12 protein-coding genes are annotated in these 12,525 nt (G+C 71.1%); 5 read left to right on the top strand and 7 right to left on the bottom strand.

All coding sequences use genetic code 11. The annotated features are described in order from the left end of the window. The first annotated feature begins 59 nt into the window (after positions 1-59). The 5 genes from ACIQNU_RS34570 (at position 60) to ACIQNU_RS34550 (ending at position 4,096) form a co-directional block, all read left to right on the top strand. Complete coding sequence (locus tag ACIQNU_RS34570) at positions 60-524, top strand: hypothetical protein (RefSeq protein ID WP_401373911.1); 465 nt, start codon at positions 60-62, stop codon at positions 522-524. After that, positions 521-1,429, top strand: coding sequence for a hypothetical protein (locus tag ACIQNU_RS34565; RefSeq protein WP_401373909.1), 909 nt, complete (start codon positions 521-523; stop codon positions 1,427-1,429). The genes ACIQNU_RS34570 and ACIQNU_RS34565 overlap by 4 nt, the downstream gene beginning before the upstream one ends. A 74-nt stretch (positions 1,430-1,503) precedes the next feature. Next, entirely contained in the window at positions 1,504-1,935 is a 432-nt protein-coding gene (locus tag ACIQNU_RS34560; RefSeq protein ID WP_401373907.1) for an Rrf2 family transcriptional regulator, read from the top strand. Positions 1,936-2,045: 110 nt separating this feature from the next. Then, the gene (locus ACIQNU_RS34555; protein WP_401373905.1) at positions 2,046-2,801 is read left to right on the top strand and encodes an SDR family NAD(P)-dependent oxidoreductase; all 756 of its coding nucleotides are present in this window, start codon (positions 2,046-2,048) and stop codon (positions 2,799-2,801) included. A gap of 272 nt (positions 2,802-3,073) precedes the next feature. Beyond that, a complete protein-coding gene (locus ACIQNU_RS34550) occupies positions 3,074-4,096 on the top strand; it encodes a phosphotransferase family protein (RefSeq protein WP_401373903.1) in 1,023 nt (340 codons plus the stop codon). Positions 4,097-4,160: 64 nt separating this feature from the next. Here ACIQNU_RS34550 and ACIQNU_RS34545 read toward each other — a convergent pair whose 3' ends face one another. From ACIQNU_RS34545 to ACIQNU_RS34515, 7 genes are all read right to left on the bottom strand, one after another. Then, the gene (locus ACIQNU_RS34545) at positions 4,161-5,183 is read right to left on the bottom strand and encodes a Gfo/Idh/MocA family protein (protein WP_401373902.1); all 1,023 of its coding nucleotides are present in this window, start codon (positions 5,181-5,183) and stop codon (positions 4,161-4,163) included. Next, positions 5,180-6,256 carry a Gfo/Idh/MocA family protein gene (locus ACIQNU_RS34540; protein WP_401373900.1) on the bottom strand — a complete coding sequence of 359 codons (1,077 nt, stop codon included), beginning with the start codon at positions 6,254-6,256 and terminating at the stop codon, positions 5,180-5,182. The genes ACIQNU_RS34545 and ACIQNU_RS34540 overlap by 4 nt, the downstream gene beginning before the upstream one ends. Positions 6,257-6,367: 111 nt before the next feature. Then, entirely contained in the window at positions 6,368-7,267 is a 900-nt protein-coding gene (locus ACIQNU_RS34535) for a carbohydrate ABC transporter permease (RefSeq protein ID WP_401373898.1), read from the bottom strand. Continuing rightward, positions 7,260-8,258, bottom strand: coding sequence for a carbohydrate ABC transporter permease (locus tag ACIQNU_RS34530; RefSeq protein WP_401373896.1), 999 nt, complete (start codon positions 8,256-8,258; stop codon positions 7,260-7,262). Before ACIQNU_RS34530 ends, ACIQNU_RS34535 begins: the two co-directional genes overlap by 8 nt. After that, positions 8,259-9,527, bottom strand: a complete 1,269-nt coding sequence (locus tag ACIQNU_RS34525; RefSeq protein ID WP_401373894.1) for an ABC transporter substrate-binding protein — start codon at positions 9,525-9,527, stop codon at positions 8,259-8,261. It lies immediately after the preceding gene. Positions 9,528-9,636: 109 nt separating this feature from the next. Next, entirely contained in the window at positions 9,637-10,782 is a 1,146-nt protein-coding gene (locus ACIQNU_RS34520; protein ID WP_401373892.1) for an ROK family transcriptional regulator, read from the bottom strand. 191 nt (positions 10,783-10,973) lie between these two features. Next, positions 10,974-12,497 (bottom strand): amino acid permease, encoded by a 1,524-nt coding sequence (locus ACIQNU_RS34515; RefSeq protein ID WP_401373891.1) that lies wholly within the window; start codon positions 12,495-12,497, stop codon positions 10,974-10,976. Positions 12,498-12,525: the final 28 nt, after the last annotated feature.

The following is a 12,525-nucleotide window of genomic DNA, read 5'->3' as shown; positions in this document are numbered from 1 at the left end:
CCCATGCGGCGCGCTCGTTATGCTGGGGGCGCGGCCGGTCGATCCATGGAGGTGCGGCGGTGAGCGGACCCGGCGACGGTGATGGTGGCGGTGACGGGGGAGACGGAAGCGGCGCGGCGAGCGGCGGCCCTGCGCACGAACGGCTGGCGGCCCTCTGCCACCGGCTCACGTCCGCACCTGGCATGCCGGACCTCGGCGCGGAGGGCGACCGCCTGGTCGCGGACATCATCTCCCAGGTGCGCGAGGGCCGTTCCCCCGAGGAGTTCGAGGACGCCTTCGACGACCTGGAGGACCGACTCCTCGCCGCCGGCCACAGCGCGGGCCTCGGCTCCTACCGTACGGAGACCCCGCCCGCCTACCAGAGCTTCCCCGGCGCCGGACCCGGCCACCCCTGGCTCTACGTCCTCGCCTGCCCGCGCGGCCACTGCGCCCGTGTGGAGGCACCGGCTTCGGAGGGCGCCGAACCGTCGGCCTGCCGCGTCTTCGGCGGACCGCTGCGCGAGATCGGGCTGCGCCGCCCGTGAGCGCGTTCCTCAGCGCGCTCGGCGGGCGACTCGCCGAACGCTGGCTGGCGCTCCTGACGATCCCCGGCCTGGCGTACCTCGTGTCCCTGGCCACGGCGGTCACCCTGGGCCAGAGCCACTGGCACGACGTCGGGCGGCTGCGGACGCGGCTCGACTCCCTGGCCGCGTCGCCGGGCGCGTCGAGCGCGGGCGCCCTCGCCGTGGCGGCGGTCGCCGTGCTGGCCGGGGCCGCCGCGACCGGTACCGTCGCGCAGGCCGCCGGATCCCTGATCGAACGGGTCTGGCTCATGGACGCGCGGGGACCGGTGAGCCGACGGCTGACCGAGCGCCGAGCGCGCCGCTGGCGGACGGCCGACGCCGAGTACCGCACGGCCCTGGTCGCCGCAGGCCGCGCCCAGATCGGCGGCACGGCCGACGCCCCCGCCCTCACCGAAGAGGCCGAGTCGCGGTACGCCGTCCGCAACCGGATCTCCCTGGTCCCACCCCGGCACCCGTTCTGGACCGGTGACCGGATCACCGCACCGGACCGCCGAGTCCGGCGCGCCTACCGCCTGGACCTGACGCTCTCCTGGCCCCATCTGTGGCTCCTCGCCCCCGACACGACCCGCAACGAGCTGAGCACCGCCCGCACGGCCCTGAGCGCGGCGGCCCGCCTCACCGCCTGGGGCCTCGCGTACGTCCTGCTGTCCGTCTGGTGGTGGCCCGCGGCCCTGGTCGGCGCGGCCACGGTGGCGACGGGCGTCACACGCGGTCGCACGGCGGCCACCTCCTTCGCCGAACTGGCCGAAGCGCTGGCGGACCTGCACGGCAGGGATCTGGCGGTGGCGGTGGGAGTGGAGTGCGAGGGTCGCCTCACCGCACCGGTCGGCGAGCAGGTGACACGGCTGCTGAGCAAGTCGGACTGAGGCCGGGCTGAGCCGGAGTTGCCGTTCGCTGTCGTAACAATTACTGTTACTATGAGCGCGAGTGGAGGTGAGGCGTGAGTGCCAACAGCAGACTGACCGTCGCCGTACATGCTCTGACCTGGATCGGGCTGTATCAGCGGCGCGGTCACGAGGTCGCCACGTCCGAGCAGATCGCGACGAGCGTCAACACGAATCCCGTCGTCATCCGCCGCCTGCTGGCCGAGCTGCGCAAGGCGGGCCTGGCCGCGTCGCGGAGGGGTGCCGGTGCCGGCTGGACCCTGTCGCGGGACCTGTCGGAGATCACGCTGCTCGATGTGTACGAGGCGGTGGAGCCGGGGCCGATCTTCGCGCTGCACCGCTCCACGCCCGACCCCGAATGCGTCGTGGGCAACGGCATCGCACCGGCGCTGACCACCGTCTACGACGGGATCGAAGCCGTTCTCCGCGAAGAGTTGGCGGGAACCACGCTGGAGGACGTACTGCGGGATGTACTGAAGGCCGCCTAGCTCGACCGTCGACGTTCCTGGCCGTTCGCGGGCTCCGTGGACCGTCTTTTGCGGCCTTTTGCGGCATGAAATGTAACAAGATTAGTTACATCAAAGATTCGGAGAATCTCATGGGACAGCTGGACAACAAGATCGCCCTCGTGACCGGGGCGTCCACCGGTATCGGCCTGGCCGTGGCCCGGCGGTTCGCCGCCGAGGGGGCGACCGTCTATCTGACCGGTCGCCGGGAGGCCGAGCTGGCGGCTGCCGTCGAGCAGGTCGGAGGCCGTGGCGTCGGTGTCCGCAGCGATGTGTCACGGCTCGACGACCTCGACCGGCTCTACGCCGAGATCGCCGAGCGCAGCGGCCGGCTCGACATCGTCGTGGCCAACGCAGGCGTCGGCGACTTCGGCCCACTCGGCGAGATCACCGAGGAGGAGTACGACCGCACCACCGACATCAACCTCAAGGGCACGGTCTTCACCGTTCAGAAGGCGCTCCCGCTGCTCCCGGCGGGCGCCTCGGTGATCGTGCTCTCCTCCAGCGCGGCCCTGCGCGGCGCCCCCGGCCTGGGGGTCTACGCCGCCACCAAGGCCGCGATCCGCAGCCTCGCCCGCACCTGGGCCGCCGAACTCGCCGACCGGGGCATCCGGGTCAACGCCCTCACCCCCGGCCCCGTCGCAACCCCCGGCGCCGACGAACTGCGCGCCGCGCTCCCGCAGGACGATGGAGCCACGCCGGCGGCCCGGCCCGCCCCGCCGACCCCGCTCGGCCGCGTCGGCCGCCCCGAGGAGGTCGCCGCCACCGCCCTCTATCTGGCCGGTGACCAGAGCACCTTCACCACGGGCGCGGAACTCCTCGTGGACGGCGGCGTCACGCAGATCTAGCCCACGCAGCTCTGGACCGCGCTGAGGAGCTGGCGCTTTTTCGACACCGTCTTCGACACGGGGCTCGACAAGTCGAGATTCGCCGAGTTGGCTTCGGCCGGGGACCAGGTGGCCGTGGCCGCTCTACTGGTGCCTGTGGTCGGCCAGTTGGCCCCGGATGCGGACGGCGCGTTCGACTGGCGCGCTCACGGGCACGGAGGCTGACGGTCCGCAACAGGAGGACCAGCGGCGGACAACGGCGGAGCAACTGCGACGTGACGGAGGAGCCAAGGGTGAGTGCGTCGTACGAGGTCATCGTGGACGTGGTCGACGCCGTCCTGCGGGACGCCGGCGTACCGGGCAGACAGACCGCCCGGTACACACCGCTGACCGGCGGCACCTACAACACGGTTGTCCGCGTCTCGCTCGGCGGGGGGCGGGACTGGGTGCTCAAGCTGCCGCCCCCGCAGGGCCCGTGTCTCGCGTACGAACGGGCCCTGCTCGCCGGTGAGATCGCCTTCTACTCGGCCGCCGCGGACACCGACCGCACCGGCATCGTGCCCCGGGTCGTCGCCGCGAGGACGGACAGCGGGGACGACATCGGCCCCTACCTGATGATGACGGCCCGGCCCGGAACCCCCTGGTCCGAGGTCGCCACCTCGCTGGAGGACGGGGAACGGCGGCGGCTGCGAAGGGAGTTGGGAGGGATCACCGCCCGCCTTCACACCGTCACCGGACCCGGATTCGGTTACCCCGGGGAGCCGTTGGGCTCCCTGGAGGCCGGCTGGCGGGAGGCGTTCACGGCGATGACCGATGCCGTCCTGGACGACGCGGAGCGGTACGCGGCACGGCTTCCGCGCTCCGCCGACGCGATCCGGAAGCTGCTCGCGGCGGCCTCCGGCGTACTGGACGACGTCACCCGGCCCGCGCTGGTCCACTTCGACCTGTGGCAGGGCAATCTGCTGCTGGCCGGGGAGCCGGGCGACCGCCGGCTCAGCGGCCTCATCGACGGCGAGCGGATGTTCTGGGGCGACCCGGTCGCGGACTTCGTCTCGCTCGCCCTCCTCGCGGACATGGAGGCCGACCAGGACTTCCTGGACGGGTACGCGAGCGCGGGCGGAGAGGCCGTCTTCAGCGAGTCGGTCCGGCTGCGGCTCGCGCTCTACCGCGTCTACCTCTACCTGATCATGCTGGTGGAGCTGGAACCCCGGCAGGCCACCCCCACCGACCGCGCCTGGGCATGGGACCGGGTGGCCCCCCACCTCCTGTCGGCCCTGGACGACGTGGAGAGGGGAGCACGGCACGGCGACCGGTGACCGGTGACCGCGCCGCCCTCTCCTCCCGTCGCACCCCGTCCCTCACCCCGTCGCACCCCGTCCCTCACCCCACCCGCACCGACCGCCCCGTCCGCGCCGACTCGTACGCCGCCGTCACGATCCGCAGTGACCGTAGCCCCGCATCGCCGTCCGTGACCGGGATCGAGCCGGACGTGGGCACCGGTGGACCGAACAGGAACTCCCGCAGCATCAGGGCGTCCAGGTCGACCCCGTAAGGGAGTTCGACGGGAGTGCGGGCGGTCTCGCTGAAGCCGTGGACCTTCTGGTCGAACGCGTCCATCTCGACCGTCGCCCGCTCCCCGATGACCTGCATCTGGAGCCCGCCCCACGCCGGATGGTGCCGGGGCTGGCTCCAACTGCAGTCGATGGTGGCGACCGCGCCGTTCGCGTACCGGACCGTGATCAGCCCCGCCGTCTCGGCCGCCACCTCACCCTCGTACAGGAGATTGTTGACCTGCGCGTACACCTCCTCCGCCGACGACGCTTCGAACAGGTCGTCCAGGAGGTCCGCCAGATGCACGGTGTGGTCCATCAGGGCGCCGCCGCCCGCGAGCGCCGGATCACCGAACCAGCGACGGGCGCCCGCCGGCATATAGCCGTTGTTGGCGCCGGACACCGTCAGGACCCGGCCCGCCGCGCCCGAGCGCACCGCGTCCCGGACCGCGCGGTAGGCGGGGCTGAACCGCACCGGGTGCGCCACCGCGAGCCGCACCCCGGCCGCCCGGCACGCGGCCACCATCGCCGCGCCGTCCTCGTCGGTCGTCGCGAGGGGCTTCTCGCACAGGACGTCCACGCCGTGCGCCGCCGCCAGCTCCACCAGGGGCCGGTGGCGTACGTTCTCGGAGCAGACGACGACCTTGTCCGGGCCCCAGGCGAACAACTCCTCGTACGTAGCCGCGTAGTCGACACCGATCTCCTCGGCGAACGCCCGGCCGCGCACCTCGCCCGGCGCCGCCAGATCCGTGTCCGGGTCGGCGGCGCGCACCTCCACACCGTCCATCCCGGCGAGGAGCCGGGCGAAGCCCCCGGCGTGGACATGGGCGAACGACAGCACTCCGACCTTCACAGTGCACCCTCCCGTGACCTGGACACCTCGACCACCGATGGATCGGCCACGGACGGCTCGACCACCGGGGGTTCGACCACCGACACCTCGACCGCCGCCCCGGTGCGCGCAGACTCGGCCGCCGCTGTGGCGATCCGTACCGCCTCCACCCCGTCCCGCGCCGTCACCCGGGGCGGCGGACCACCCGCGACGGCCGCCGCGAACTCCCTCAGCTCCGTCAGATACGGGCTCTCCGTCATCGGGCTGCCCGGAATCCCCTCACCGGCCTCACCGTGCCCCCGCGAGAGGACCCGGAAGCCGGGCACGGCCGTCGAGTCGTGCTCCAGGACCCCACCGGGGCCGGCGATCCGGAACGTGGTGCGGAACGGCAGGTCCGGCTGCCCCCAGACGCCCAGGACATGGCTGACCGCGCCCGACGCATGGGTCAGCACCGCCGTGCCGACCGCGACGTCACCGGCCCGCGCCCCCGGCTCCTGAACACCGCTGACCTGCGCGTGCACCCGTACGACCTCGCCGGCCAGCAGCCGCGCGAAGTCGAAGTCGTGGATCATCTGGTCCACCAGGATCCCGCCGGACAGCGCCGGGTCCGAGAACCAGGGCGCCCACACCGGATACGTCCCCGAGCGGGTGAAGCGGAGGACCGCGGGCGCCCCGATGTCGCCCCGGGCCACCGCCCGCGCCATCGTCTCGTACGCGGGGAAGTACCGCACGACATGCGCCGGGAACAGCAGCAGCCCGGCGGCGTCGGCCGCGTCGGCGATCTCGGTGGCCTCCGCCACCGTCAGGGCGAGGGGCTTCTCACAGGCGAGGTGCTTGCCCGCGGCGAGGGCCGCCAGCGCCAGATCGCGGTGCGTGTACGTCGGGGTGCAGAGGTCGACGACCGTGCAGCGGTCGAGGAGTTCGGGGAGGTCACGGGCGGCGGTCACGCCCTGGTCGGCATGGGTCTCGGCGAGTTTCTGCGCATGGCCGTCCGTCGACAGCACGGTGACCCGTGCGCCGAGGGCCAGCCAGCCCGGGAGGTGGGCACGGGCGATACCGCCCGCGCCGATCAGCCCCACGTCAAGCCCTGTCATGGAGTTCCCCCTTCTTCCGGCTTTCCGGCCTTCCGGCAACTGGCGAGTGGTCATGTGCCCTTCCGGTCGCGGGTGGTGGTGCGCTGGTCGGTCGACGCTGAGTCTCCGCACTCAGCCCTTCGTGCCGCTCGACGCGATGCCCTGCACGAAGTGCCGCTGGAGCAGCAGATAGAGGACGATCATCGGCAGGCTCGCGATCAGCGAACCGGCCATCATCACCGGGTAGTTGGTCTCGAACTGGCCCTCAAGGGAGGTCAGTCCGGCGCTGATCGGCATCTTCGCCGGATCTGTGTTGACGACGAGGGGCCACAGCAGGTCGTTCCACGACCACATCGCCGTGATCACCGCGAGCGCGGCGAGCGCCGGACGCATCAGCGGCAGCATCACCGACCAGAAGATCCGGAAGGAACCGGCGCCGTCGATCCGCGCGGCCTCCTCCAACTCCTTGGGCAGCGAGAGGAAGAACTGCCGCAGGAGGAAGGTGCCGAACGCGCTGAACATGCCCGGCAGGAACAGCGCGGGCGGTGTGTTGAGCAGCCCGAGCCGCTGGATCACGTCGTACTGCGGCAGCACGAGCAGCGACGGCGGGACCATCAGGACGGACAGGAACAGCGCGAACAGGACATTGCGCCCCCGGAACCGCATACGGGCGAACGCGTACGCGGCGAGGGAGCAGAACACCAGCTGGCCCGCCGTCCGGCCCACCGTGTTGATGACACTGTTGCCGAGCATGTCCGCGTACGGCAGCGCGCTGAAGACCTCCTTGAACGCCGACCAGTCCCAGCGCTCCGGCAGGAACGTCGGCGGCGCGTGCACCGCCTCGGGCAGCGACTTGAACGAGGTCAGAAGCTGCCACAGGAACGGGAACACCATCACCAGGGCGCCCAGGGACAGCACGAGATGGGTGGCCACGGAGCCGGGCGAGAAGCGGCGGCCCGGCGAGAGACGGCGGCCTGGCGAGATGCGCCGGACGCGTACCGCCGCCGCGGTGCCCGTCGAAGGCTCAGCCATAGTGCACCCACCTCTTCTGGAGCCGGAACTGGACAAAGGTGAGCGCGGCCGTCATCACCATCAGCAGGAACGCGAGAGCGGTCGCGGCGCCCTGCGCGTTCTGCTGGAACGCCCACTGGTAGAAGAGGCTCACCACGGACTGCGTGGAGGCGAGCGCCGGATTCGAACCGCTCATCATCACGTAGATGAGGTCGAAGGTCTGGAGCGAGTTGATCACGCAGATCACGGCGGCGAAGAAGATGCTCGGACTCAGCAGCGGCAGCGTGATCCGGAAGAACCGCCGCATCGGGCCGGCGCCGTCCAGCTCGGCGGCCTCGTAGTAGTCACGGGGAATCCCCTTGATCCCGGCGATGAAGATGATCAAGTAGTAGCCGACGCTCTGCCAGACCATCACCACACCGATCGCCCACAGGGCCGTCGTCGGGTCGGACGCCCAGTAGTGCCGGGCCACGCCGAACCACGACAGGACCTCGTTGAGCAGCCCGAAGTTGCCGTTGTAGAGCCAGTTCCAGACCAGGCCGACCGCGACCGGCAGGGTGACGAACGGGATGAAGTACAGCGCCCGGTAGACGGTGACCCCGCGCAGCCCGCGCCGGTTGAGCAGCGCCGCGACCAGGACGGAGACCGGCAGCGTCACCAGTCCGATCGCCCCGTACAGCAGGGTGTTGCCGATGGCCCGCCACACCGTGACGTCGCCCACCACGCGCGCGTAGTTGTCGCCACCGATCCAGGTGTTGCCACCGAACGGCCCGAACGACGTGAAGCTGTACACGAAGGTCTGGATCAGCGGCCAGATGTAGAAGAGGAGGAAGCCGATCGCGAGGGGTGCGACGAAGACGTAGGCCGACTTCTGGGTACGGGAGTTGGGGCCCCGGCCCTTGCTCGCGGCGCCGGATCCGGTGCCGCGGCCGGTGCGGGTGCGGGTGCGGGTGCGGTCACGGGCGGCGCGGGACTCCGCTTCCGCCGCCGCGGTCGAGGGGAACACCGCCATCTATCCGCCCGCCTTTCGCTCTTCGTCCAGCGCCCGGTCCATCTGCCGGGCGAGCGTCCGTGCGGCGGACTCGATGCCGCCCTTGCCGCTGAACGGCGCGCCGAGCAGCAGATACTCCAGGTCCTCCCAGACGGCCGTGTTCTTCGACCTCGGGAACGGATAGGCGTAGTCGAGCATGTCGATGAAGACCCGCAGATCGAACTCCGGCATCGACGCACGCCAGGTGTCCTGCGTCCCCGCGTACGACGAGATGGTCACGCCGCCCGCCGCCTGGATCTCCGCCGCCTCCCTGCGCGCCATGAAGTCGACGAAACGCCAGGCCGCCTCCTTGTTGCGGCTCTTGGCCGAGACGACATTGGCGAGACCGTGGATGACGGTCGCGCGCCGGCGGCCCTTCGGCAGCACGGCGACGCCTCCGTGGTCCTTGATGGCGGGCGTCCCGTGCATGAACGACGCCATCGCCGACAGGTCGTGGTTCATCGCGACCCGCTCCGACAGGAACAGATTGCGGGCCGTGACCTCGGCCATCGCGCTCTGCGGCGGCGACCAGCCCCGGTCCACCATGTCGGTCCAGTACCGCAGGCCGTCGATCGTCTCCGGATCGGCGTACCCGGACCGGCCGTCGCGCAGCACCTGACCGCCGGCCGCGAAGATCGACGGATAGAAGTAGCTCTGCCGGTCCATCTGGGCCGCGATGCCGTACACCTGGGCCGACGGGTCGGTCAGCTCACGGGCCGCGTCCCGTACGTCGTCCCAGGTCCACGTCGCGTCCGGGTAGCCGATGCCCGCCTTGTCGAACAGCGCCTTGTTGTACCAGAGGCCGATGGTGTCGAAGTCCTTGGGCAAGCCGTACTGCTCGCCCCCGTACGCGTACAGCTCCACCAGCGCCTTCGGATGCCGGTCGACGGGGGTGCGGTCCTGGGCGATATGGGCCTTGAGGGGTTCCAGGACACCGTTCGACGCGTACAGCTGTATGTTCACCGCGTTCATCCAGAACACATCGGGTGCGGTGCCGCCGCGCATCGACGTCCTGAGGGTCGTCCAGTACGACGCCCAGGGCGTGAGCTGGATCTCCACCGCGATGTCCGGATGCTCCCGCTCGAACGCGGCGATGATCTTCCGCATGCCGGGCGCCTGGGCCACGTCCCAGATGCCGTACGAGAGGGTCGTCCGGCCGCCCGAGGCGGCGGTGCCTGATCCGCCGCCCCGGTCGCACGCGGCGAGCGCCGGCGCGGCCAGTGCACCGGCGAGAAGGGTTCTCCTGCGCATACGCGCCTCCGGTAGCTCGGTTCAAGGGAGTTGAGGAGTGAAGGAGTGAGGGAGTGAGGGAGTGAGGGAGTGAGGCCGTGAAGGGGCGGGGGAGTAAGGGGGTGGGGTGTCAGCGGGGCGGTAACGGTATGGCGCGGTCGGGCAGTTCGGCGTCGACCGCGTCCAGCGCGCGCCGCACCGCGCCGAGCGCGACGCCTTCCCTGCCGAGGGTGCTGACCACGATCCGCGGGACGTGCAGGGTAAGTTCGCGCAGATGCTCCGTGAGCAGCGGTACCAGCGGCTCACCGACCGGTGCCATCGCGCCGGACAGCACGACGAGTTCCGGGTCGACGGCCAGGACGAGGGCGGCGATTCCGGGGGCGAGTCCGGCGAGATAGCCGTCCAGGACGGTGAGCGCGTCCGGGTCGCCGTCCCGTACCGCGCGTGCCAGGGCGTCCGTCTCGGACTCGCCGTCGTGCCGCGCGCCTGCCCAGACGAGGGACTTCGCGGCCTTGCCCATGCCGAGCTGGGGCAGGATGCCCAGCTCTCCGGCGCCGCCCCTGCGGCCCCGGTGCAGCTTGCCGTCGATGATCAGACCGCAGGAGATCCGGCGGCCCGCGAGGACGCACGCGACGTCGTCGGCGAGGACGGCCGCGCCGCGCCAGTGTTCGGCGAGCACGGCGAGGTTGACGTCGTTCTCGACCAGGATGCGGCAGGGGAAGTCGTCGGCGAGGCGGCGGGCGAGGTCCACGTCGGTCCAGTCCGGGACGATCACCGACCGGATCCGGCCGGTCTCGTCGACCATGCCGGGCACCCCGATGCCGACGGCCCACACCTCGTCGTGCCGGAGCCCGTGCTCGCGCAGGAACCCGCCGATCCGTTCCCGCAGAAAGGTGATGCGATCGGCGCCGGTCATCGAGGGTGGGACCGTGTCGATGTCGGTGGCGACGGTCTCGCCGTCGAGCCGGGAGAGCAGCAGCACGATCTTGCGCAGTCCGAAGTCGACGCCTACGACATGGCCCGCCTCGGCCCGGAAGCGGAGCCGGCGGGCCGGGCGGCCGGGGGTGCGCTCGGCGGGCCGGTCCTCGGCCTCGGCGATCCAGCCCCGGCCCATGAGTTCGTCGGCCAGACCCTCGACGGTGGGCCGTGACAGGCCCGTGGCGGCGGCCAACTGGCTCACCGTCTGCGGGCTCAGCCCGCGCAGCGCCCGCAGCACGACGGCGGTGTTGAGCCCGCGGAGGGCCGCCAGATCGTGGCCTCGCGCATCGCGCCGCATGCCCTCACCCCGCCGCCGTGTCGTACGCGTCGTCGTGCGTGTCGTCGTGCACATGACCGCGCCGGGCCCCGGGCCCGGCGCGGGTTGTGCAGGACTCTTGCATAACGTCGGCTCGTTGAGAACCCCACGACGTGATGAATTACGGAAGACTCCTTCTGAACGTCGATCCGGCGGGGCTTGGATCCGGTCGACTAGACGATGCCCTCCGCGATCTCCGCCTGCTCCCGGTCCGAGCCGTACGCGGACGGCGTGCCGTACGAGCGCCGGGCCACGTACCACCAGACGCTGGCCAGGACGAGGACCACGGCCAGTGCGATCGACGCGTAGTTCATCGTGTCGCCCGTCACCGGCGACGACTGCGGCAGACAGAACAGCACCGTCACACAGGCCACCCACACCACCGCGATCCAGCCGATGGGACGGCTCCAGCGGCCCAGGCTCCACGGTCCTGGCTGGAAACGGTCGCCCGCCCGCAGTCGTAGGAAGATCGGGATGGCGTACGCGGGCGTGATCCCGATGACGTTGATCGCGGTCACCGCGCCGTACGCCGTCGCCGAGTACAGGGACGGCAGCGCGAGGACGCACGCGACGGCGACCGACAGCCACACGGCGGGGACCGGCGTCTGCGTCCGGCTGCTGACCTTGCGCCACAGCGCCGAGCCGGGCAGCGCGTTGTCACGGCTGAACGCGAACACCATCCGGCTCGCGGCGGCCACCTCGGCGTTGCCGCAGAACAACTGCGCCGCGATCACCACGAGGAGCAGCGCGGTGGCGCCGCCCGAGCCCAGCGCGTCCAGCAGGATCTGTGCCGGCGGTACCCCGGTCGCGCTCTCCTGCGTGCCCTTGTAGTCCTGGATCGCGAAGGTCAGCCCGGTCAGCAGCACGAAACCGGCGATCCATGACACCCAGATCGCGCGGACTATGCCCTTGGCCGCGGACACCGACGCGTTGGACGTCTCCTCGGAGAGATGCGCCGACGCGTCGTACCCGGAGAACGTGTACTGGGCGAGCAGCAGACCGATCGCGGCGACGTAGAACGGGTTGGACCAGCCGGTGTCGTTGACGAACTCGGTGAACACGAACTCCGGCGACTGGTGGTGGTCCGGCACGATCCACAGGGCGCCGACGATGAGCGCCACCCCTCCCAGGTGCCACCACACGCTGATCGAGTTCAGGATGCTGACCAGGCGGACGCCGAACAGGTTCAGGACCGCGTGCAGCAGCAGGATCGCGATGAAGATCAGCATCGTGGAGCCGGGCGTCGGCTCGAAACCCCACTGGAGGTTCAGGAACGCCCCCGTGAACAGCGCGGCGCCGTAGTCGATGCCCGCGATGGCGCCCAGCAGACCGAGCAGATTCAGCCAGCCCGTGTACCAGCCCCAGCGGCGACCACCGAGCCGGTCGGCCATGTAGTACAGCGCCCCCGACGTCGGATAGGCGCTCGTCACCTCGGCCAGCGCCAGACCCACGCACAGGACGAACAGGCCGACGCCCGCCCAGCCCCAGAGCATGACCGCGGGCCCGCCGGTGCCGAGCCCGAACCCGTACAGGGTCATGCAGCCGGACAGGATGGAGATGACGGAGAAGCTGATGGCGAAGTTGCCGAACCCGCCCATGCGGCGGGCGAGAACCGGCTTGTAGCCCAGCTCCCGCAGCCGTTGCTCCTCGTCCTGGTGCACCGGGGCACCAGGCTCCGACCATTGCGTACGGGACATGACAAATACCTCCGGGAGAAAGGTCAGC

The organism is Streptomyces sp. NPDC091292, assembly GCF_044757265.1.
Taxonomy (GTDB): domain Bacteria; phylum Actinomycetota; class Actinomycetes; order Streptomycetales; family Streptomycetaceae; genus Streptomyces.
Note: the sequence above shows the minus strand (reverse complement) of the source record. Positions and strands in the feature narration are given on the sequence as shown.

Bases quoted from the DNA above. Each gene is read 5' to 3' on its own strand.
- ACIQNU_RS34515 (WP_401373891.1), bottom strand. From the start codon at position 12,497: ATGTCCCGTACGCAATGGTCGGAGCCTGGTGCCCCGGTGCACCAGGAC.
- ACIQNU_RS34540 (WP_401373900.1), bottom strand. From the start codon at position 6,256: ATGACAGGGCTTGACGTGGGGCTGATCGGCGCGGGCGGTATCGCCCGT.
- ACIQNU_RS34530 (WP_401373896.1), bottom strand. From the start codon at position 8,258: ATGGCGGTGTTCCCCTCGACCGCGGCGGCGGAAGCGGAGTCCCGCGCC.
- ACIQNU_RS34525 (WP_401373894.1), bottom strand. From the start codon at position 9,527: ATGCGCAGGAGAACCCTTCTCGCCGGTGCACTGGCCGCGCCGGCGCTC.
- ACIQNU_RS34555 (WP_401373905.1), top strand. From the start codon at position 2,046: ATGGGACAGCTGGACAACAAGATCGCCCTCGTGACCGGGGCGTCCACC.
- ACIQNU_RS34520 (WP_401373892.1), bottom strand. From the start codon at position 10,782: ATGCGGCGCGATGCGCGAGGCCACGATCTGGCGGCCCTCCGCGGGCTC.
- ACIQNU_RS34535 (WP_401373898.1), bottom strand. From the start codon at position 7,267: ATGGCTGAGCCTTCGACGGGCACCGCGGCGGCGGTACGCGTCCGGCGC.